Genomic DNA, 22073 nt, shown 5'->3' with positions numbered 1-22073 from the left:
AGGAACAGACGCGCACTCCCCCGAGGCCGTCTGCCAACGACCACCGACCGAGGATGACACTTTCCATGCCTGCCGCGCGCTTCAACCCTGCCCCACTGACCCTGGTGGCCGCCATTGCCACGACGTTTGTTGCCTGCCTCGCGCTGCCCGCGCAGGCCCAGAGCGGCGCGGCCGCAGCCGCAGCCGGCACCCCGCTGCTCTCGATTCCGGCGCAGCCGCTGGCACAGGCGCTCAATGAACTGGCGCGCGTCGCCAATCTGCAGCTGAGCTTCCCGCCCGCGCTGGTCGCCGGCAAGACCGCGCCGGCCGTTTCGGGGCGCCTGACGACACAGCAGGCACTGACGCGCTTGCTCGCGGGCAGCGGCCTTGAAACGACGGTAGACGGCGCTTCGGTGATCGTGCGCCCGGCAGCGCCCGCAACTTCCGGCGTGCAGCCGCTGCCGGTCGTGCAAGTCGTGGACTCCGCGACCGGCGCGCCCGCGCCCTATGCGGGCGGCCAGGTCGCGCGCGGCGGGCGCCTGGGCGTGCTCGGCAACCGCGACCTGCTCGACACGCCGTTCAGCGCGACGCAGTACACCGCCCAGCTGATCGAGGACCAGCAGGCACAGAACCTGGGCGACGTGCTGGTCAACGACCCCGCGGTGCGCAACACCTATTCGCGCGGCGCGGGCCGCGACGAGTTCAATATCCGCGGCTTCACGCTGTTCAACTACGACGTGTCGTTCAACGGCCTCTACGGCATCTCGCCGCGCAACGCGAGTTCGCTGATCGGCGTCGAGCGCGTCGAAGTGCTGCGCGGCCCGAATGCGCTGCTCAACGGCATGGCGCCCGCGGGCTCCGTCGGCGGCGCGATCAACCTGGTGCCCAAGCGCGCCGGCGCAGAACCCCTGAACCGCGTGACGCTGTCATACATAGCCGACGGCCAGTTCGGCGCGCAGTTCGACATTGCGCGGCGCTTCGGCGAACAAAAGGAATGGGGCGTGCGCGCCAACGCGCTCACGCGCTCGGGCGACACGCCCGTGGACCATTCGCGCGAGAAGCTCGACGCGTTTGCACTGGGCGTCGACTACCAGGGCGAGCGCGTGCGGCTCGAGGCCGACCTGAGCTACCAGAACCGCCTCACGCACGCGCGCAGCGGCCTGCTGTTCCCGCCCGAGTCGGGCACGCCCATAGGCCCGGTGCCCAAAGCCACGACCAATTTCCTGCCCGAGTGGACCTATTGGAAAGCCAGGGAGCTCTCGGCCATGGCGCGCGCCGAAGTCGATCTCGCGCCGGGCGTGACCGCATTCGGCGCGATAGGCGCGATGCAGTACGACTTTCGCAGCCTGCAGACCAGCTGGCTGATGCAGGACAGCGTCGGCAACATCGCGGGACGTCCGACGCGGCTCAATGAAGAAGTCGACACCAAGACCGCCGAAGCCGGCCTGCGCGGTGAGTTCCACACCGGGGCGCTGCACCATGCAGCGGTGGTCAGCGTCAGCGCCTTGAACGCCGAGCAGGGCACGCGCCGCCAGAATGGTTCGTTCATCTTCTCCAATCTGCACACGCCCAGCAGCATTGCCCCACCCGACATCATTGCAGCGCCTGGCATCCCCAAAGTCAGCGACGCCAAGCTGCGCAGCGTGGCGATCGCGGACACGATTTCGTCCAGCGACCGGCGCATCCAGCTGACGCTGGGCGCACGCCACCAGCAGGTCGAGACATCGGCTTTCGACAGCGCCAGCGGCAACCGGACCGCGCATTACGACAAGTCGGCGGTCACGCCGGTCGCGGCCCTGGTCGTGAAGGCGACGGACGCGTTCTCGCTGTACGGCAACTACATCGAAGGCCTGAGCCAGGGGCCGACCGCACCGTCGGGCGCGTCCAACGCCGGCCAAGTGTTTCCGCCGGCCAAGGCCAAGCAGATCGAGCTCGGCGCCAAGTACGACTTCGGCCGCTTCGCGAGCACGCTGAGCGTCTTCCAGATCGAACGCCCGAGCAGCTTCCTCGACCCTGTGAGCCTGCGCTTTCGCACCGACGGTGAACAGCGCAACCGGGGGGTGGAACTCATCACCCAGGGCGAAGCCGCTGCCGGCCTCCGCCTGCTTGCCGGCGGCGCCTACACCCAGGGCAAGCTGGTGCGCACCGAAGGCGGCCTCAACGACGGGCGCACCGCGCCCGCGACGCCCAGGTTCCAGCTCAATGTCGCCGGCGAATGGGACACTTCATTCGTTCCCGGCCTGACCTTCACCGCGCGCGCGCTGCGCACCAGCGCACAGCATGTGGATGTCGCCAACACCCAGCAGATCCCGGGCTGGACACGCTACGACATCGGCGCGCGCTACCGCTTTGTCAGCGGCAATGTGCCGATCACCATCCGTGCCGCCATCGAGAACGTGCTGGACAAGAACTACTGGCAGTCCGCGGCGCGCGAAGGCCTGACGATTGGCGCGCCACGCACCTTGCTGGTGTCGCTGTCGGCGGACTTCTGAGCCTTGGCCCCGGTCTGTTGACATGAGCGCCGCGCACTGGCGCCTCGCTTCGCGCTGCGTGGCCGCGGCGCTGGGCGGCTATGCGCTTGCAAGCACTCTGCCCGTGGCGATCGTTGCGCTGGTTGCGCCGAGCTCGCTGGCGCGCGCCGACGCGGTGCTGGTCGCGCTGCAGCTGAGCTTTCTCATCTACACCGGCGCCGTGATCTGGGCCTTTGCCGCGCGCAGCGCGTCCCTGGCCTGGGCCGGGCTGGGTCTTGCGGCGCTGCTGAGCAGCGGCGTCGCCTGGGCGTTGCTGTGACACGCCTGACTGCACCCTTGCGCCCGGCGATGGCCTGGCTGCACGCCTGGCTGGGCCTGCTGTTCGGCGGGCTGCTGTACTTCATGTTCATTACCGGCACGCTGGGCTATCTCGACACCGAGATCGACCGCTGGATGCGGCCCGAGCTGCCCGCCGCGCGCTATCCGCTGGCGCCCGAGCCCGCGCTGCTGCAGGCACAGACCTTCCTGCAGACCCATGCAGGCGACGCGCGGCGCTGGACCATCACGCTGCCCATAGACCGCAACGAGCCCTATCTGCGCGTGTCGTGGCGGGGTGCGCCCGCAGCCGCGTTCGCGGCTGCGTCGGGGACGGCCTACCTGGACCCGGATTCGGGACAGCAGATAGCGACGCGCGCCACCGCGGGCGGCCAGACGCTCTACCAGATGCACTGGCGCCTGCACTACCTGCCGGCGCGGGTCAGTGAATGGATCGTCGGCAGCGCCACGCTGGCGATGCTGATCGCGCTGGTCACGGGCGTCATCGTGCACCGAAAGATCTTTGCCGACTTCTTCACCTTCCGCCCCGGCAAGGGCCAGCGCTCCTGGCTCGACGCGCACAACCTGGCGAGCGTCGTGACGCTGCCGTTCCAGCTGATGATCACCTACTCGGGGCTGATCTTCGTGATGTTCTCGGTCATGCCGCTGGTCGCGAGCGCATGGTACGGCGCGGGCAGGAGCGGCCAGGAGGCCTTCCTCGGCGAAGTGTTTGCGCCGCTGGCGCCCAGCCATGCCGCGGGACGGCCCGCAGCGTTGGTGCCGCTCGACAAGGTGCTCGAGGACGCGCGCGCCAGCTGGGGCAGCGCGCCCGTCGCCATGCTCGAGATCCAGGACCCCCATGATGCCCATGCGCGCATCCAGGTGGTCGGCGACTTTGCCGCGGGCCCGCTGCGTGCGACCAACATCCTCGCCTACGATGGCGTGAGCGGCGAGCGCCTGGCGCAGCGCCTGGCCTGGCAATCGGCGCCCAAGGCCTTCAGAGACCTGATGCTGGGGCTGCACGAAGGCCTGTTCGCGCCGCCGGTGCTGCGCGCGCTGTATGTGCTGTCGGGGCTGCTGGGCGCGGCGATGATCGCCACCGGCATGGTGCTCTGGACGAGCAAGCGCCGCCAGCGCGGCGAACGCCATGCCGGGCTGTGGCTGGTGGAGCGGCTCAATGTCGCCATCGTCATCGGCCTGCCGGTGGCGATCGCCGCCTACTTCTGGGTCAATCGGCTGCTGCCTGTCGCGATGGCGCAGCGCGCGGCCTGGGAAGTCCACAGCCTGTTCCTGGCCTGGCTGCTGATGTTCGTCTGGGCCGCATTGCGCCCGCCGCCGCGCGCGTGGAAGGAGCAGGCGCTGCTGGCCGCGGCCCTGTTCGCGGGACTGCCCCTGCTCAATGCGCTGACCAGCGCGCGCCATCTGGCCCGGGCGCTGGCCGAGAACGACACTGCCATGGCCGGCTTCGATCTGGCCGCGCTGGCCACAGGCGCGCTGTTCGCCGCCATCGCCTGGGCCGTCGCGCGGCGCCCGCCGCTCAGCGGTTGACTGGAATGATCCGCGCGTATGCGCAAGCTTGCAAGACAAGGGGGTAAGCACAAGCGACCGCGGGCACGTAGGCATGGATCGCCTGCGCGTGCCCCGACCTCGTACGCCCCCCAAACCGTCACTTGCAGCAGGCCATTTCCCGCATTGCGGCGGGCGAAGCGTCGCTTACACCCGACCTGGGGTTATTACCTAGAATCAATGGGCGGGTTGCGGTCAACATGGTCGGTTTGGCCCATCCGCACCGTGGTTCGGTACCCGGACGTCGATACATACATAGGAATCTCTGATCATGAAGAAAATTCTCGCTGCCCTGGCGCTGAGCGCTTGCGCTGCTGCTCCCGCTTTTGCCGCCGGCTGCGCCCTCACGGTCGAAGCCAACGACATGATGCAGTTCAACACCAAGAGCATCACCGTGCCCAAGGAATGCAAGAGCTTTTCGCTGACCCTGAAGCACACGGGCAAGATGCCCAAGACCGCCATGGGCCACAACCTGGTCGTGACCACCGCCGCCGACCTCACGGCAGTCAACGCCGACGGCATGAAGGCCGGCGCCGCCGCCGACTATGTCAAGAAGGACGACGCCCGCGTGATCTCCCACACCAAGGTCATCGGCGGCGGCGAAAGCACCACCATCGAAATCCCCGTCGCCAAGATCAAGGCCGGCACCGACTACAGCTTCTTCTGCTCGTTCCCCGGCCATGCGGGCATCATGAAGGGGGCGTTGAAGCTGGGCGTATAAACCTGGCCCCCACGCTCGCTTGCTTCGCGTAGCTGCGCCTGGGGGGGCCAAGCCCCCCACCGCGTTTTGCCTTGGGGCGGCCCGGCGGCAAAACCTGGCCCCCACGCTCGCCCACTGCGTGTGGCTCGCGCTGGGGGGCAAAGCCCCCCAGTTGCACCCTCCGTGCCGAAAGCCTCCCCTGCGAAAGCAGCGGGAGGCTTTTTTCATGCGCGCGCCGGATCGCGTTCAACGGCGTAGTATCCGAACCTTCGGCAGGTGATCGGCCCGCCCGTCATTTCCTCCCGACCGTTGCATGTCCTCCACTGACGAACTCGATTCCAGCCCCTTCTCCCTGCGCGCGATTGCGCTTCCCGCCTTCGGGCCGTCGCTGATGTTCGGCATAGGCGAAGGCGCGATCCTGCCGATGATCCCGCTGATGGCGCGCGAGCTCGGCGCCGGCATTCCCATGGCCGCGCTGATGGTCACCCTGCTGGGCCTGGGCTCGCTGCTCAACAATATTCCCGCCTCGTTCATCACCATGCGCTGGGGCGAGCGCGGTGCGATCATTGCCGCGGGCTTCTGGAGCGCGGCCGGCATGCTGCTGTGCCTGCAGACCCACCGGCTGGAACTGTTTGCGCTGGGCTGCTTCATGGTCGGCATGTCGCAGTCGGTCTACAACATCGCGCGCCAGAGCTATCTCACGGCCGCCGTTCCCGCGACCTACCGCGCGCGGGCGCTGTCGACGCTGGGCGGCGTGATGCGCATAGGTCTGTTCGTCGGGCCGTTCCTGGCCGCGACCGTGGTCCATGCGTACGGCATGGCCGCCGCTTTCTGGGTCGGCATCGCGGGCGTGACCTGCGCCTCGCTGATCGGCATGCGCGTGCCCGATCTGCCGGAGCCCGCACTGACCACAGGGCAGGCGCCGGTCAGCACCACCTGGCTGTCGATCCTCCAGGACCACCGCCGCGTCTTCCTGACGCTGGGTTTCGCCGTGCTGCTGGTGAGCGCGGTGCGCGCCTCGCGCCAGGCCGTGCTGCCGCTGTGGGCCGACCATCTGCTGCTCGCGCCCGCCGCGGCCTCGCTGATCTACGGCCTGGCCGGCGGCATCGAAATGCTGCTGTTCTACCCCGCGGGCAAGGTCATGGACGTCAAGGGCCGGCATTGGGTCGCGATGCCGTCGATGATCATCATGGGCCTGGCCTTGATGCTGGTGCCGTTCACCACGGGTTTCACCAGCCTGCTGATCGCCGCCATGGCCATAGGCTTTGCCAACGGCATAGGCTCGGGGCTGATCATGACGCTGGGCGCCGACCATGCGCCGCCCCACGGACGCGCCTACTTCCTGGGCACCTGGCGCTTCATGGCCGATGTAGGCTCGACGGCCGGCCCGGCCCTGGTGGCGCTGCTGGCCGCCGCGGTGTCGCTGTCCGTGGGCGTGGCCGCGACGGGTGCGTTCGCTTTCGCGGCCGCGGCAATGATGGCGCGCTGGATTCCGGCGCGCAGCCCGCGGTGACGCGACCGGCGTGCCGGATGCCGGAATAGAAAACGCCCTGTGAACAGGGCGTTTTTGCGTTGCGGACCGGGCGCGCCTACTTCTTGAGCTTGTACGCCACGACGTAATCGCCGGCCTTGGTGCCTATGGAGCCGTGGCCTCCGGCCACCAGCACGACCATCTGCTCGCCCTGGCTGTTGAGGTAGCTCATGGGCGTGGCCTGGCCGCCGGCCGGAATGCGCACATCCCAGAGGATCTTGCCGCTGGCCAGGTCATAGGCGCGGAAGTTGTTGTCCACGGCCGCGCCCAGGAAGGCGACGCCGCCGGCGGTCACCAGCGGACCACCGATGCCGGGCACGCCGACGCGGATAGGCAGCGGCACGGGCGACAGCTCGCGTATGGTGCCGTTGCGGTACTGGTAGGCGATCTTGCCGGTACGCAGATCGGCCGCGGCCACCGTGCCCCAGGGCGGGGTCTGGCAAGGTACGCCGATAGGCGAAAGAAACGGGTGCATCTTGACCGCGTAGTCGGCGCCGGCGTTCTCGTTGAGGCCTTGCTCGCCGGTATTGGTCTGCTGACCGGCGATCTCGGCCTTAGGCACCAGCGTCGAGACGAAGGCCAGGTAGGTCGGCATGCCGAACATCACCTGGCGCTGCGGATCGACCGCCACGCTGCCCCAGTTGAAGACCCCGAAGTTGCCCGGATAGATCAGCGAGCCCTGCAGCGACGGCGGCGTGTAGCGGCCTTCATAGCGCAGCTTCTTGAACGCGATGCGGCACATCATCTGGTCGATCAGGCTCGCACCCCACATGTCGGACTCGCGCAGCGCGGGCGGCTCGAAGCTCAGCGCCGATACCGGCTGGGTCGCGGCCAGGAACTGGCCCGGGATTTCCGTGCCCTGGGGCGCGGCGCGCTCGCTGACCTGCTGCAGCGGCGTGCCGTCGCGGCGGTCGAGCACATAGACGTCACCCTGCTTGGTCGGCACGACGATCGCGGGCGTGCGGCCCTGGGCCAGGTCGAGGTCCAGCAGCACCGGCTGGGCGGGCGAATCCATGTCCCAGAGGTCATGGTGGACGAACTGGCGCACCCAGCGTGCCTGGCCGGTCGCGAGGTCGAGCGCGACCACCGACGTCGCGTACTTTTCCTCGTCGGCGTTGCGGAACATGCCCAGTTGGTCGGGCGTGCGGTTGCCCATGGGGAAGTACGCCAGGCCCAGTTCGAGGTCGGCGCTGGCCACCGACCAGCTGTTGGGCGAGCTCGCGGTATAGGTCTGGCTCGCATCGTTGGGGTCGAACGGCGCGGTCTTGCCCGGGTTGCCCGAGTCCCAGTTCCACAGCAGCTTGCCGCTGCGCGCGTCGTAGGCGCGGATCACGCCCGAAGGCGAGTTGACCGCATAGTTGTCGTTGACCGCACCGGCAATGATCACCGCGTCGCCCGCGACCAGCGGTGGCGAGGTGGAGTAGTAGTAGCCGCCCTGCTTGAACGGCATGTTGTGGGTCAGATCGATCGCACCGTTGCGGCCGAAGTCGGCGCAGGGCTGGCCCGTGGCCGCATCGAGTGCGTGCAGCTTGGCATCGGCGCTCGGCAGGAATACGCGGTTGGCGCACGAAGCCTGCGCGGCAGGGGCCGCCGCGGTCAGCGCCGTGCTGCCGTGGAACGAGAGGCCGCGGCAGGTCTGGTGCTGGCGTTGCGGCTCCATGCCGGCCTTGGGATCGAAGCGCCAGCGTTCCTTGCCGGTGTCGGCATCGAGCGCGATCGCCAGGCTGTGCGGCGTGCACAGGTACAGCGTGTCGTTGACCTTCAGCGGCGTGGCCTGGTAGGTGGTTTCGGTCACATCCTGGGGACCGCGCACATCGCCGGTCTGGATCTGCCAGGCCAGGTCGAGCTGGGCGACGTTGTCCGGCGTGATCTGCTGGAGCGGAGAAAAGCGCTGGCCATGCTGGGTACGGCCATAGGCGTTCCAGTCACCAGCGGCCAATGCACCATCGCCGAGCCTGGCGTCGGGATTGACGATGTCCATCGCCAGCGTGCCTTCGGTTTCGTGCAGGTGGCGCGGAATGCCGACCAGCGCCACCACCGCCGCGAGCAGCGAGGCGGCCAGCACCGGCCAGCCGGCAGTGAACTGGCCTTCGCCTGGCGCACGGCGACGCATGGCCGCAATGGCCATCAGCACGCCGATGATCACCGGCAGGCCCAGGCGTGTCGCCAGCGGCCACCAGTAGAGGCCCGCTTCCCACAGCGACCAGGCCAGCAGCACCAGCAGCCAGACGGCATACAGCGGTGTGGCCCAGCGCTTGCGCGCCAGCAGCCCCACGGTCACGGCGAGAACGACCAGGCCGCTGAACAGATAGAAGGGGCTGCCAGCAAGGGAAAGCAGCCAGCCGCCACCAATGGTCAGCGGCAGGCCCAGCAAAGCCAGAAGCAAAATGGTTAAGGCATGCATGGCGTGCGCTCCTCCTGCATGAAGCAAAGGGATAATGCCATGATTGAAATATGGTTTTTTTGCATGGTTTGGTTGAATATAGCGACGCTGCCGCAGCGAATTTTCTCTGGTGCGCATGGCTGTGCCAGGCCGTGAAATTCGCTGCATGCCGTCCGGGCCGCCATCATATTCCCGAAGAAAGAGCTTGCTGGCGTCGTTAGTACTCGGCCATATAGGCCTGTCAACGCCAAATGGCAGCGTGCGGTTTCCGTCGCCGGATGATGCAAAATCCTGCGCGCGCAGGCCATCGAGAGGGAACCAGGTCCGGCACCCGCGATACCGTTGAGAACGGCCCTATCGCCGTCAATGCATTGACCCTTATCTCACGACTCGAAGACCGGATGCGTGTTAATCGCGACCTGGATAATGGCCATCGCAGAAACTGGCACCAGAAATAAATCAACCGCAGCGGCGCGGTGCACCAGAATAATCATGTGCTCGCGCTGGACGCCGCCAGAAATGGCTTGCGGGATTATGTTTTCCACTGCGCGCCAAGACAGGCTGCACGATTTTGCAAGCATCCGCCCAGGATTATCGATCTCGCAGCGCCCCCTGGTGCAGACCTTGCTGTGGCACCGGCAGCGCGCTGGCGCCGATGTCGGCATCGATGTTGCCGAAGGGGGTGACCGAGGATTACGCGCCGGCGGCCGTGGCCAGCAGGCCCAGCGTGGTGACAAGAAGAAGCTTGTTCATGTCCATGTCTGCGTTTTTTATGAATGGCGTTGGGGTTCTTGCAGCGGCCGATGGGGCGTGGGCGGCCGGGAGGGCGCACGGCGCCCCGGAGGTTGTCAGCGCTCAGTCGACGGAGACTTTCACGCGCTTGACGACTTCGCCGTAGCGGGCCCGGTCGTCCTGCATGAGATCCACCACCTGCTGCACCGGACCCGGGCTGGGCACGAAGCCGAAGTTGGCGAACTTCTCCTTGATGTCCGGCAGTACCAGCGCTTCGTTCACGGCCTTGTTGATCTCCGCCGCCGTCGCCGCCGGTGTGCCGCGCGGCGCCATCAGCGCCACCCAGGTCGAGGCGTACAAGTCCTTGGGGCCGCCAGCGCCTTCGAGGGTGGGCACATCGGGCAGGGCCGGTGACCTCACGCGGTCGGCCACGGCCAGCAGGCGCAGCTTGCCGGCGCGCACCAGCGGGCCCGCGCTGGCGATGCTGCCGAAGGCCCAGTCCACCTCGCCCGTGGCCACCGCCGCGTAGAGCTGGCTGATCTCCTTGAAGGGCACGTGCACCATCTCCACGCCGGCGGCATGGGCCAGGCGCTCGGAGTGCAGGTGTATCGGTCCACCCACGGCGTTGGAGCCAAAGGTCAGCTGCTTGCGCTGGTCGGCAGCCCCGGCCATCAGTTCCTGGATATTCTTGTAGGGGCTGGACGCCCCCACGGCGACGAAGAACGCCGTCTTGTACAGCACGGCGACCGGCACCAGGTCCTTGTCGGGATCGTAGGAAAGCTTGCGGAAGATCAGGGGGTTGATGGACATATTGCCCACATCCACCACCACCAGTTCGCTGCCATTGGACGCGGCGCCCTTGACCCCGTTGATGGCCACCATGCCGGCGCCGCCGGGCTTGGCGTCGATGATCACCGACCGGCCCCAGCGGGCCTGCAGCTTCTCGCCGACGATGCGCGCCACCACGTCGGGCCCGCTGCCGGTTGGGAACACCGTGGTGATGCGCACGGGCTGGTCCGCAGCGGGCTGGGCCCAGGCCATGAACGGCGCCGCAAGGGCAAGGAGGCCGGCGGTGCGGCGGGTGATGGATGGCATGTCTTGTCTCCTGTTTTTTCTTGGATGGGTTGGTCGAAATCTTCTCTGTCTGCGCCTCGGCAGCGGGGCGGCTCAGGGAAGGCGCGTCTAGCGCCCCGTCACCTGCGCCAGCAGGTCCGGCCCCGGCCAGTCGTCGCCGCGCCAGGCCACATGCTGGTCCGGGCGGATCAGGGTGTAGCGGGTCGGGTAGAGGCTGGCGACCCCGCCCTCTTCGCACTGCAGCACCTTGAGCGGCACGCCCGCCGCTTCACATTGCGCACGCACGCGGTCCAGGTCCGCGCTGCCTGCCTCGGGCTTCGCGAGCAGGGTGAACCCCTGGCCGAAGAGGTCGTACAGGGAGCTGCCGTCGTGCAGCCAGGCGTGCGGCGCCAGGCTGCCCGGGCGGGAGGTCGGCACGTAGTTGATGAAGTCGCGCGCGGGCGCCGCGCTGCCGTCGGGCACGATGACGGGCGAATCCTCGTAGCGGTATCCCAGCACCACGCCCAGCGTGGCGAACTCGCGCAGCTTGGTGGCCTGGATGTGCACGCCGATCTCGGCGCGCAGGCGCTCGCCCTCGGGCGTCTCGTCCTCCACCCCTGCGGCGGACAGCTGGTTGCCCAGCACGGCATGGTTGGCTTCGGCCTCGGCCATCACCCACTCGTGCACCGGCCGCCGCTCGGCCTCGTAGCTGGCGAGCAGCGCATCCCCGCCCCAGCCCTGGAGCCGGGCAGCCAGCTTCCAGCCCAGGTCGACGCCGTCGGCCACGCCCATGTTCATGCCATAGCCGCCGAAGGGTGGATGCAGATGGCAGGCGTCGCCGGCCAGGAACACGCGGCGGTCGCCATACTTGTCGGCAATCAGCCGGCTGGCCACCCATTCGTCGTTGCTCAGCACCTCGTAGGGCAGATCGATGCCCGTGGCCTGGCGAATCAGGGCCGCGGCGTCCAGGTCGGAGAGCTTCACCCCCTCGGGCACCCGCGTGGGCATGAAGAACCAGGTATCGCCCCGGTCCATGGGCCCGATGAGGCTGGGCAGGTCGTTGTTGACCTGCCAGTACATGATGGCCGGACCATGCCGGTGGGCCTGGGCCAGCCCGGGCGCCCGAAAGACGATGTTGTAGTTGCGCGAAAGGCCGTACGTGCCCTCCATGCGCGCACCGATGAGCTCGCGCACCTTGCTGCGCGCGCCGTCGGACCCCACCAGGTAGTCCGCCCGCACGCAGGTGTCGGTCCCATCGGTGCGGTCATGCAGGTGCACGTCCACGCCCTCCTCGTCCTGGTCGAAGCCGGTGAGCTCGCAGTTGAAGCGCAGCTCCACGCTGGGCAGCGACTGTGCATGGGCACGCAGCACTTCCTCCACCGTGTACTGCGGAATCCACTGCGCATGCTCGGAATACAGCGGGTTGCGCCCCGGCGCGCAGTACATCGCATTCTCGAAGCGGGTGAGTTCGGAGCCGGCCAGGCGCGTGACGAAGACCACATTGGAAGGATAGTCCATGCCCAGCGGCGAGGCGGCGCGCAACTGGTCGGCGATGCCCCAGCGGCGCAGGTGCTCGCGGGTACGCACATTGGTCGTCTTGGCCCGCGGGGCATAGCCCACGCGGTCGTTGCGCTCCACCAGCAGGCACCGGATGCCACGCTGGCCGAGCTCTATGGCGAGTGCCAGGCCCACGGGGCCGGCACCTACGATCAGGACCTGAACGGATTTCATGGGGTTCGCTTTCTGAATCTGCAGCTGGGAATGAGGGCCATCGTATGCAGTAGCCGAAGATCATGAAAGACGGCAAAATGCGCACACCGATCGAAATTTACGATCACCAAACCATTCCATGAAATTCAATGCCTTGCGTGATTTCCTGGCCGTGGCCGAGCGCGGAAGCCTGCGCGGCGCGGCGCGCCAGCTGGGCGCTGCCCAGGCAGCGCTGAGCCACAGCATCCAGGAGCTGGAAAAGGACCTCGGTGTGGCGCTGTTCGAGCGCAACAGCCGGGGCGTGGCGCTCACGCCCATGGGCGAGGTGTTCCTGCGCCGGGCCAGATCCGTCGTGGAGGACGTGCGGCGCGCGCGCGAGGAGATCGAGCAGATGCGCGGCCAGGTGCATGGCCACCTGGCCATCGCCATGTCCAGCGTGCCCCACCTGGCGCTGTACCCCGGCGCCTTGCGGGCCTTCCGGCAACGCTACCCGGAGGTCAAGCTGGACATCATGGACGCGGTATACCCGCGCGTCGAAAGCCGCCTGCTCGACGGCAGCATGGACTTCTACGTAGGCCCCGCGCCCGTCGGCACGGCGGCGGGCCTGGTGGTCGAAAAGCTGTTCGACAACACCCGCGTGGTTGTCGGGCGCAAGGGACATCCTCTGGCGCAGGCGCGCTCGCTCAGGGACCTGGTCGATGCGGAATGGATCACCAGTTCGGTGACCTACAGGGCCGAGGAGGAGATCGGGCCGCTGTTCATGCAGCACGGCCTGCCCCCGCCCCGGCTGGTGATGAGTTCGCACTCCACCCTGACCTTTCTCACGTCCATGGTCTATTCCGACCTGCTCATGGTGCTGCCCATCCAGTGGACGCAGTCCCCCCTGTTCGGGATGGTCCAGCAGATCCCGGTGTGCGAGCTGATTCCCGCGCCGCCGATCTGCCTGGTGGCGCGCGCCGGCATGCCGCCTACGCCTGCGGCGGAGTACTTCGGCGACATGCTGCGGCGTGAGTCGCACCAGCTGCTCCACCAGCGGACATAGCCAACCGCAGGCTATGGGCGCGGCAGTTCGTGGTTGACGATGAAGTCCTGCGGAACGTCCGGCCCCCAGACGTAGAGCGAATCCTCCGGCGGGTGGTCCGCCGCCGGCCACTGCGCCTGGGACGCGATGTAGTCGATGTCGTAGGAATACTCGGCAAAGCTGCCCCAGGGGTCGCGCACGTAGCGAAAGTAGTTGGAGCCCAGCACATGCCGCCCCAGGCCCCAGCCGTCGGGGTATCCGGCGTTGGCCATCTGCTGCGCGCCAATGCCCACGGCGTCCAGCGAGGGCACGCACCAGCTGCTGTGGTGCAGGCCCCCGGCATTCGATTTGGCAAAGGCGATCAGGTGGTGGTCGCTGCCGTGCGGCGTGTGCAGGAAGGCGATGATGCCGGCCGACTGGTCCGACAACTGCAGCCCGAGCACGCCGGTGTAGAAATCGAGCGCCTGCGCCACGTCGGCCGTGAACAGCAGGATGTGCGAGAGGTACAGCGGACGGGTGGCCGGTGCGGTGCTGCGGCTCGGTGCGCGGCCGATGTTGGCGGGCGCGGGTGCCGACTCGCGCGGGCCGGGCGCCTGCGGCGATACCTTGGCCGCCACGCGCAGCTGGATGGGCAGGGCATCGGGCCCCTGCAGCCACAGGCCGGACGGGTCGGCACCCTCGGGCACGGCCGCGGTGGGAATGCCGCGCTCCTGCAGCAGCGCCGCAAAGCGCGCGAGGTCCTGCTCGTATATGCCCAGGCTGATCCATTCGAGCCGCTTGGGGCCGCCCTTGCCCTGCAGCACGCGCGCCCAGCGGTGCGGGTGGCCATGGGTGTGGAGCGCCAGCGCGCCGGCGTCGTCCCGCACGTCCAGGCCGAAGCTGGCGTAGAAGTGCCGCGCCCTCTCCAGGTCGGGCACGCTCAGCACGAATTCGTCGACGGAGTGGACGGCCGGGCGGGGCAGGAGCGCGGGGGCTGATGGTTCCAGTTGTGGATGCGTCACGTTCTGTCTCCTCTTGGTTTTCTCGTGGTTGCAGCAATGGCGGACACGCGCAGCCGCTGGGAGGGGCCGATTGCGCTTCACCCCGGTCTTGCGCGCCCATGGCCCACCGGGCAGATGGATCATGGCGCCGGGACCGATGCCGCCAAAGGCTTGCCTCCTGTCCTTGCGGTGCCTTGCGTGCTGCCTCGCTTGGTGTTTCAGGCCGCGGTGGCGGGCAGCACTTCGTCCGCGATGGGGTTGCGCAGCGTGCCTATGCGCTCGATGGACACTTCGCAGACGTCGCCGTCACGCATCAGCAGGCGGGGGTTGCGCGCCCAGCCGATGCCGGCCGGCGTGCCGGCCACGATCACGTCGCCCGGGCTCAGGGTGATGGCCCCGCTGATCACATGAACCAGCGTGGCCACGTCGAACACCATGTCGTCGGTGTTGGCGGACTGCACGGTCTGGCCGTTCAGGCGCGTTTCCAGCTTCAGGCCGCGTGCGCCGGCAGGCAGCTCGTCGGCGGTGACCACGGCGGGGCCGAAGCCGCCCGTGGCGTCGAAGGTCTTGCCCACCGTCCACTGCGGGGTCTTGAACTGGTATTCGCGCACCGAACCGTCGTTGAACACCGAGTAGCCGAACACATGGTCCAGCGCCTTGTCCAGGGGAATGTGGCGGCCTCCCGTGCCGATCACCACGGCCAGCTCGCCCTCGTAGTCCAGGCTGTCGCTGCAGGCCGGGCGCACGATGGGCGCGTCGTGTGCCGACAGGCTGGTGGTCAACCGCAGGAACAGCGTGGGGTAGTCCGGCTGGGCATACGCGCTTTCCTTGGTGTGGTCGTGGTAGTTCAGGCCCACGCAGATGATCTTGTCGGGTGCCACCACGGGCGGCAGGAACTGCACTTCGGCCAGCGGCACGGCCGGGCCTGCGCCGGCGACCAGTTCGTCGCGGCTTGCGCCCGCGGCCAGCTGGCGCACGAAATCGCCGACATCGCGCGCCCCGTCCGAGGGCAGGGGGCGCACGTGATCGCCGTCAAGCAGGCCGAGACGGCGGGAACCTTGGAGGGTGAATGTGCAGAGCTTCATGGGATGGTCCGGTTGCAGGAATGGATAGAATATATATATTTCAACTAAAAGTATATGCTAACGAAAACCCTATAATTTGCAGGATGTACCCAGCCCACGCTGGCCACGCGCCATGACCACAGCCACCGAACCGCTTTCGCCCCCACCCACTACCCGCACCTCCTCGCTGGTGGCGCAGTTGCGCATGGACATCATTGGTGGCGTGTTCGCCCCGGGCTCCAAGCTGCTGATCAAGGACCTGTGCACCCGCTACGGGGCCGGCCTCATCCCCATGCGTGAAGCGCTCTCGCGTTTGACCAGCAGCGGCTTCGTACAGGCGGAAGATCAGCGCGGCTTCAGGGTAGCCAGCGCCTCGGCACAGGATTTGATGGACATCTCCGGGGCGCGCATGCTGGTCGAGACCGAGGCGCTGCGCCTGTCGGTGCTGCATGGCGACGTGGCGTGGGAGTCGCGCGTGGTGGCCGCCCATCACCAGCTCAGCCGCCTGACCATGCGCGAGACCGCGGCGCCCGTGACCCTGTCGGCCCAATGGGACGAGGCGCACATGGCGTTTCACGACGCCTTGCTGTCGGCCTGCGGCTCGCGCGTGCTGCTGGAGCTGGCGGCCAATCTGCGCGAGCGCTTCACGCGCTACCGCTATATCTCGGCCGTGGCCACTGTTGGCACGGGTGACTCAAGCGGCCAGGGCAGTGCCGCCGCGCCGCGCGACATTCCGGCGGAACACAGCGCCATGGTGGAGGCGGTGCTGGCCCGCGACGTGGACCGTGCCACGGCGTTGCTGCGCGCGCACTTCGAGCAGACGACCGAGCTGGCGCTCAGGGCGACCGAAGGGGGCCTGCCGAACGGCAAGACAAGCGTCGCATTGCAGCAGGCGCAGCGCCGGGCCGCTGCGGTCTAGAGGCCGTGCACAGACGGCGATGATTCCCGCCGCGCCGACCGCGCCGCCCTCATAGACAGCCATCCAGACTGCAGTCAAAGAGGGCGATACCATTGCGCATGCTTGAATACCTCACCATTCCCGTCACCGCCTTCCAGCAGAACTGCTCGCTGGTCTGGTGCAGCGCAAGCCGCGACGCAGCCGTCATCGACCCCGGCGGCGATCTGCCGCGCATCCTGGCCGAAGTCCAGCGCCTGGGCCTGACGCTGCGCGCGATCTGGCTGACCCATGCGCACATCGACCACGCGGGCGGCGCGGGCGAACTCGCCCAGGAACTGGCGCTGCCCATCATCGGCCCGCACGAAGGCGATCAGTTCTGGATAGACGGCCTGCCGCAGCAAAGCGCGATGTTCGGTTTTCCGCCCGCGCAAAGCTTCACGCCCACGCGCTGGCTGCACGATGGCGACCAGGTGCAGATCGGCCAGGAAACACTGCAGGTGCGCCACTGCCCGGGCCACACGCCCGGCCATGTGGTGTTCCACGCGCCGCAGATCGAGCGCGTGTTCGTCGGTGACGTGCTGTTCGCGGGCAGCATAGGCCGCACCGACTTCCCCCAGGGCAACCACGCGCAGCTGATCGCCAGCATCACCGAGCGCCTGTGGCCCATGGGCGGCGCGACGGTGTTCATTCCGGGACATGGGCCGGAAAGCACGCTGGGGCGGGAGCGCTTGAGCAACCCTTACGTCGGTGGGACCTGAGGCGCCCGTTTTTTAGGACGTGGCGTTCATCCTTCGACGCGGCCGGCTAGGCAGGCGCTCAAGCAACAGATTTTTTCAAATAAATCAATGACTTAGCTATGTCCATTTTTGTGCAAACAGCGCTCGCATAGTCACGATTTTTTGAAAACGGATGGCTAATGGCCGTTCACCCTGAGCTTCCCTAGGCGGGCCCGTCGAAGGGTGTCTCCACCCTAGGCCAGTGCGCCAGTTCATCCTTCGACAGGCTCTCAAGAAACAGCTTCCCCCCCCAAATAAATCAATGACTTAGAAAGTGACCGATTTGGGCAAACAGCGGCGATGAGTGGCCTACGCTCAAAAGACCGACCCTTCGATCCTTCGACGGGCTCAGGACTCAGGGTGAACGGGGAAAAACCGTTCGTGGTGAGCCTCGCTCGGCGTGCGATCCAGGTTTTGCCTTGGGCCGCCGGATGGCCGGCCCCCCAAGGAAAAACGCGGTGGGGGCCTTATTTCCTCGCCTGCCTATACAAGCCATCGACCTTGGGCACATTGCGCTGCAGCTCGCGGATACGGTCCGGGCCGCTGGGGTGGGTCGAGAGAAAGGCCAGGCCGGCGCCGCTGCCGCCCGTCGCCTTGCCCATCTTTTCCCACAGCGTCACGGCAGCCTGCGGGTTGTAGCCCGCGCGCGCGGCCATTTCCAGGCCCACGAGGTCGGCGTCGCTTTCGTCGGAGCGGCTGAACTGCAGGCTCAGCAGCTGCGTGCCGAGCTTGGCGGCGACATTGCCCAGGTCGCCCAGGCCCAGCAGTTGCGCGCCCAGCGACAGGCCCATGCTCGTGGCCTGGCTCTTGGCCAACTGCTCGCGTGAATGCTCGCGCAACGCATGGGCCATTTCATGACCCATGATCATCGCGGCCTCGTCATCGGTGAGCGCGAGCTTGTCGAGAATGCCGGTGTAGAACGCGATCTTGCCGCCGGGCATGCAGAAGGCATTGATCTCGGGGCTGCTGATCAGGTTGACCTCCCACCGCCAGGAGCGCGCGCGCTCGTTCCACTGGGTTGCGTAGGGGACCAGCCGCTGGGCAATCACATGCAGGCGCTTGAGCTGCGGGTGCGACGGCGGCGCGAGCGCCCCCTGGGCCTTGGCCTTGGCGAGCAATTGCTGGTATTGCCCGGTGGCCGCCTCTTCGAGCGTCTGCGCGGGCACGAGCTGGCGCAGGCGCGAGCCGCTGCCCACGTTGACCTGGGCCAGCGCCGAGCCTCCCGCGCCCGCCAGCGCCGCCGCGCCGCCCAGGCGCAGGAAAGCGCGCCGCGCCTGCCAGAGGCTCGCGCCCGGAACGCAACAGCGCAGGCACGGGCCCGCGCTTTCGAGGGGAAAAGAGGGGAAGTCGTGGTGCTGCATGCGCAAAAGTCTAGCCGTTCTGCCGCCGCGGGTCGTCGGACAAGCGCGCAACCCGGGTCGCTCACGCGGGCGCCCGCGCAAAGCATGCCGATAATGGGCCCGCAGCCAGCTTTTATCCACATGACCCATTCCCCCTCCCAAGCCGCGCCGACTTCCGCTCCCGTTCCCTCCCGCCGCTGGCGCGATACCTGGCGCGTCTACCGCGAGCCCGCGAGCTGGCGCATGCTGGCGCTGGGCTTTTCGGCGGGGCTGCCGCTGCTGCTGGTGCTGGGCACGCTGTCGTTCTGGCTGCGCGAAGCCGGCATAGACCGCGCGACCATAGGCTACCTGAGCTGGGTCGGCCTGGTCTATGCGTTCAAGTGGCTCTGGTCGCCGCTGGTCGACCATCTGCCGCTGCCGCTGCTCACGCGCCGGCTCGGGCGCCGGCGCAGCTGGCTGCTGCTGTCGCAGCTGATGGTCATGGCCGGCCTGGTCGGCATGGCCTTCAACGATCCGCTGTCCAGCCTGCAGCCCGTGGTCTGGTGCGCGCTGGCCGTGGCCTTCGGCTCGGCCACGCAGGACATCGCGCTCGATGCGTTCCGCATCGAATCGGCCGACGCCGACCGCCAGGCGGCGCTCGCGGCCACCTACCAGACCGGCTACCGGCTGGCGATGATCTGGGCCGGCGCGGGCGTGCTGTGGATCGCCGCGCGCACCCAGGGCAATGCCACGGGCTATCTGCACAACGCCTGGCAGGTCGCCTACTGCGCGATGGCCGCGAGCATGCTGCTGGGCGTGGCCACGGTGCTGCTGTCGCGCGAGCCCGCGCCGCGGGCCCTGCCGCGCGCGCGCAATGCGGCCGAATGGCTGCGCGGCGCGCTGGTCGAGCCGTTCGCCGACTTCATCCGCCGCTACCGCTGGCAGGCCGCGCTGATCCTGGCGCTGATCGCCGTCTACCGCATCAGCGATGTGGTGATGGGCATCATGGCCAACCCGTTCTATGTCGACATGGGCTTCACCAAGGACGAGGTCGCGGCCGTGACCAAGGTCTTCGGCGTGATCATGACGCTGGCCGGCGCGTTTCTCGGCGGCGCGATGGCCATGCGCTGGGGCGTGATGCGGGTGCTGATGCTCGGCGCGCTGCTGTCGGCCGCCACCAACTTGCTGTTCGCGCTGCTGGCCACGCGCGGCCATGACCTCATGGGCCTGGTGCTCGTGGTCTCGGCCGACAATCTGGCCGGCGGCATCGCTTCGGCGGCGTTCATCGCCTACCTCTCGGCGCTGACCAATGTGCAGTACTCGGCCACGCAGTACGCGCTGTTCAGCTCGATGATGCTGCTCGCCCCCAAGTGGATCGCGGGCTTTTCCGGCGTCTTTGTTGACGCGCATGGCTATGCGAGCTTCTTCACCGCCACGGCGCTGCTGGGCCTGCCCGTGCTGCTGCTGGTCTGGGCAGCGGCGCGCGTGCCGCTGAAAAAGCACGATTGACAGGCGCTGCCGCGCGCGCCAGATTTACCCCATCTTTACGCCGGCGACAAGCTGCTGTGACAGCCTGGCGCCATCATTGCAGGCATGGCCCTGCCCTCTTACTCCCCCACTGCTACGGATCCCATGAGCGTGCACCACCTGCTGATGATTGAAGACGACGCCCGCCTCGCACAGATGGTCGGCGAGTACCTGGGCCAGAATGGCCTCAAGCTCGAGCACTGCGGCGACGGCCTGAGCGGCCTGGCCGCGCTGCAGGTCACCGACCCGCAGGCGCTGCCCGACCTGGTGATCCTGGACCTGATGCTGCCCGACATCGACGGCCTCGAAGTCTGCCGTCGCATCCGCGCGCTGCCCGGGCCCGCGGCGCAGACGCCGGTGCTGATGCTCACGGCAAAGGGCGATCCCATGGACCGCGTGATCGGCCTCGAGATCGGCGCCGACGACTATCTGCCCAAGCCGTTCGAGCCGCGCGAGCTGCTCGCGCGCATCCGCGCCATCCTGCGCCGCCAGGGCAAGGGCAGCGCGGAAGCGCCCAGCCAGGTGCTGCGCTTCGGCACGCTCGAGATCGACCGCGATGCCCGCACCGTGGTCGTGGGCGGCCAGGCCTGCGAGCTGACCTCCTACCAGTTCGACCTGCTGGTCGCGCTGGCCGAACGCGCGGGCCGCGTGCTCTCGCGCGAGCAGATCATGGAAGCCGTGCGCGGCCGCGAACTCGAGGCTTTCGACCGCTCGATCGACGTGCACATGGGCCGCATCCGTGCGGCCATCGAAGTCGACCCCAAGGCCCCCAAACGCATTCTGACGGTGCGCGGCGTGGGTTATGTGTTCGCCAAGCAGCAGGACTGAGGCCATGTCGTTGCTGCGCCTCTTCTCCCGCCGTCTGTACCTGCGCATCTGGCTGGCCGTGGTCGGCGGCGTGGCCGTGCTGACGCTGCTGGTCGCCTGGGCCTGGCAGACCGCGGCCGAATTCAACGCGCAGCAGAACAGCGCCAGCGCCGCGCCCGCGCGCGAAATCGTGCTGCGCGACGGCAGCGGCCAGATCCTGGCCCAGGGCCTGGGCATACGCCGCCCTGGCGACCCGTCCGAAGGCCTGCGGTTCGATATCGCCGCAGCCGACGGCCAGAGCTTCAGCCTGCAGATGGCACCGCGCACCCAGCGCGGCGAGCGCCCGCCGCCGCATGGCCCGGCCGCGTTCTGGCTGCGGCCGTTCGGTTTCCTGTGGATGCTGGCGCTGGTCGGCGTGGCCGTCGCGGTGGGCGTGTTCCCCATCATCCGCCGGCTGCTCAAGCGGCTCGAGAACCTGCAGCGCAGCGTGCAGCGCTTTGGCGAAGGGGATCTGGCCACGCGCGTGCCGGTGCAGGGCAATGACGAACTCGCCGACCTCTCGCGCCAGTTCAACGCCGCGGCCGAGCGCATCGAGGCGCTGATGGCCTCGCAAAAGTCGCTGCTGGCAAATGCCTCGCACGAGCTGCGCTCGCCGCTGACGCGCATCCGCATGGGCATGGAGCTGATGTCGGGCGACCAGCCTTCGCCGGCTTCGCGCGCCGAGATCCTGCGCAACGTCAACGAGCTCGACCAGCTGGTCGACGAAATCCTGCTGGCGAGCCGCCTCGACTCGCGCGAAGTCGATGTGGGCACCGAGGAATCTGTCGATCTGATCGGCCTGTGCGCCGAGGAATGCGCGCGCATAGACGCCGAACTGCAGTTGCAGGACCTGGCCGCGCTGGAAGTGCCGGGCGTCGCCAAGCTGCTGCGCCGCGCGGTGCGCAACCTGCTGGAAAACGCGCGCCGCTACAGCCATGGCGAGATCACGCTGGAGCTGGCGCGCACCGACGGACAGGCCGAAATCCGCATCGACGACCGCGGCCCGGGCGTTCCGGCCGAGCAGCGCGAGCGCATTTTCGAGAAGTTCTACCGGCTGCCGGGCGCGAGCGAACGCTCGGGCGGCGTAGGCCTGGGCCTGGCGCTGGTGCGCTCGATTGCCGAGCGCCACGACGGCAGCGTGCGCTGCGAGGGCCGCGAAGGCGGCGGCGCGCGCTTCGTGCTGCGCCTGCCGCTGGCCTGAA

At 68.1% G+C, this 22073-nt stretch carries 18 protein-coding genes; 11 read left to right on the top strand and 7 right to left on the bottom strand.

Going from position 1 to position 22073, the window contains the following annotated elements:
- Positions 1-53: 53 nt before the first annotated feature.
- The 5 genes from GVL12_RS04565 (at position 54) to GVL12_RS04545 (ending at position 6544) form a co-directional block, all read left to right on the top strand.
- The gene (locus GVL12_RS04565; RefSeq protein WP_159911472.1) at positions 54-2471 is read left to right on the top strand and encodes a TonB-dependent receptor; all 2418 of its coding nucleotides are present in this window, start codon (positions 54-56) and stop codon (positions 2469-2471) included.
- A 22-nt stretch (positions 2472-2493) separates the two neighbouring features.
- Positions 2494-2769: a hypothetical protein gene (locus tag GVL12_RS04560; RefSeq protein ID WP_159911471.1), complete on the top strand. Its 276-nt coding sequence runs from the start codon at positions 2494-2496 to the stop codon at positions 2767-2769.
- Positions 2766-4313 carry a PepSY domain-containing protein gene (locus tag GVL12_RS04555; RefSeq protein WP_200843499.1) on the top strand — a complete coding sequence of 516 codons (1548 nt, stop codon included), beginning with the start codon at positions 2766-2768 and terminating at the stop codon, positions 4311-4313. Before GVL12_RS04560 ends, GVL12_RS04555 begins: the two co-directional genes overlap by 4 nt.
- Before the next feature lie 289 nt (positions 4314-4602).
- Positions 4603-5052 carry an azurin gene (azu, locus tag GVL12_RS04550; protein WP_159911470.1) on the top strand — a complete coding sequence of 150 codons (450 nt, stop codon included), beginning with the start codon at positions 4603-4605 and terminating at the stop codon, positions 5050-5052.
- 292 nt (positions 5053-5344) lie between these two features.
- Positions 5345-6544, top strand: coding sequence for an MFS transporter (locus GVL12_RS04545; RefSeq protein WP_159911469.1), 1200 nt, complete (start codon positions 5345-5347; stop codon positions 6542-6544).
- Positions 6545-6620: 76 nt separating this feature from the next.
- Here the strand turns inward: GVL12_RS04545 and GVL12_RS04540 are convergent, their stop codons facing one another.
- The 4 genes from GVL12_RS04540 to GVL12_RS04525 form a co-directional block, all read right to left on the bottom strand.
- The gene (locus GVL12_RS04540) at positions 6621-8966 is read right to left on the bottom strand and encodes a membrane-bound PQQ-dependent dehydrogenase, glucose/quinate/shikimate family (protein WP_159911468.1); all 2346 of its coding nucleotides are present in this window, start codon (positions 8964-8966) and stop codon (positions 6621-6623) included.
- Positions 8967-9328: 362 nt separating this feature from the next.
- On the bottom strand, positions 9329-9490 hold the full coding sequence (locus GVL12_RS04535; RefSeq protein WP_159911467.1) for a hypothetical protein: 162 nt from the start codon (positions 9488-9490) through the stop codon (positions 9329-9331).
- A 310-nt stretch (positions 9491-9800) separates the two neighbouring features.
- Positions 9801-10772, bottom strand: a complete 972-nt coding sequence (locus GVL12_RS04530; protein WP_159911466.1) for a tripartite tricarboxylate transporter substrate binding protein — start codon at positions 10770-10772, stop codon at positions 9801-9803.
- 87 nt (positions 10773-10859) lie between these two features.
- A complete protein-coding gene (locus GVL12_RS04525) occupies positions 10860-12461 on the bottom strand; it encodes an FAD-dependent monooxygenase (protein WP_159911465.1) in 1602 nt (533 codons plus the stop codon).
- A gap of 118 nt (positions 12462-12579) precedes the next feature.
- On the opposite strand from GVL12_RS04525, the gene GVL12_RS04520 reads away from it, so the two are divergent.
- Positions 12580-13482, top strand: coding sequence for a LysR family transcriptional regulator (locus GVL12_RS04520; protein WP_159911464.1), 903 nt, complete (start codon positions 12580-12582; stop codon positions 13480-13482).
- An 11-nt stretch (positions 13483-13493) separates the two neighbouring features.
- On the opposite strand, the gene GVL12_RS04515 is transcribed toward GVL12_RS04520, so the two are convergent.
- Both GVL12_RS04515 and GVL12_RS04510 read right to left on the bottom strand, forming a co-directional pair.
- On the bottom strand, positions 13494-14462 hold the full coding sequence (locus GVL12_RS04515; RefSeq protein WP_200843498.1) for a VOC family protein: 969 nt from the start codon (positions 14460-14462) through the stop codon (positions 13494-13496).
- 197 nt (positions 14463-14659) lie between these two features.
- Positions 14660-15526, bottom strand: coding sequence for a fumarylacetoacetate hydrolase family protein (locus tag GVL12_RS04510; RefSeq protein WP_159911462.1), 867 nt, complete (start codon positions 15524-15526; stop codon positions 14660-14662).
- 112 nt (positions 15527-15638) lie between these two features.
- Between GVL12_RS04510 and GVL12_RS04505 the strand changes: the two genes are divergently transcribed.
- The gene (locus tag GVL12_RS04505) at positions 15639-16424 is read left to right on the top strand and encodes an FCD domain-containing protein (RefSeq protein ID WP_159911461.1); all 786 of its coding nucleotides are present in this window, start codon (positions 15639-15641) and stop codon (positions 16422-16424) included.
- Positions 16425-16522: 98 nt separating this feature from the next.
- The gene (locus tag GVL12_RS04500; RefSeq protein ID WP_159911460.1) at positions 16523-17161 is read left to right on the top strand and encodes an MBL fold metallo-hydrolase; all 639 of its coding nucleotides are present in this window, start codon (positions 16523-16525) and stop codon (positions 17159-17161) included.
- 485 nt (positions 17162-17646) lie between these two features.
- Here the strand turns inward: GVL12_RS04500 and GVL12_RS04495 are convergent, their stop codons facing one another.
- Entirely contained in the window at positions 17647-18540 is an 894-nt protein-coding gene (locus GVL12_RS04495) for a M48 family metallopeptidase (RefSeq protein WP_159911459.1), read from the bottom strand.
- 120 nt (positions 18541-18660) lie between these two features.
- On the opposite strand from GVL12_RS04495, the gene GVL12_RS04490 reads away from it, so the two are divergent.
- The 3 genes from GVL12_RS04490 to GVL12_RS04480 all read left to right on the top strand — a co-directional run bounded on the left by GVL12_RS04490 (position 18661) and on the right by GVL12_RS04480 (position 22072).
- Positions 18661-20007, top strand: coding sequence for an MFS transporter (locus GVL12_RS04490; RefSeq protein WP_159911458.1), 1347 nt, complete (start codon positions 18661-18663; stop codon positions 20005-20007).
- 123 nt (positions 20008-20130) lie between these two features.
- A complete protein-coding gene (locus GVL12_RS04485) occupies positions 20131-20853 on the top strand; it encodes a response regulator transcription factor (RefSeq protein WP_159911457.1) in 723 nt (240 codons plus the stop codon).
- A gap of 4 nt (positions 20854-20857) precedes the next feature.
- The gene (locus tag GVL12_RS04480) at positions 20858-22072 is read left to right on the top strand and encodes an ATP-binding protein (protein WP_159911456.1); all 1215 of its coding nucleotides are present in this window, start codon (positions 20858-20860) and stop codon (positions 22070-22072) included.
- Position 22073: the final 1 nt, after the last annotated feature.

It is taken from the genome of Pantoea sp. 18069, assembly GCF_902706035.1.
In the GTDB taxonomy this organism is placed as follows: Bacteria; Pseudomonadota; Gammaproteobacteria; order Burkholderiales; family Burkholderiaceae_C; genus Comamonas.
The sequence above is the reverse complement of the archived record's forward strand: the minus strand, read 5'-3'. Positions and strand labels throughout refer to the sequence as shown.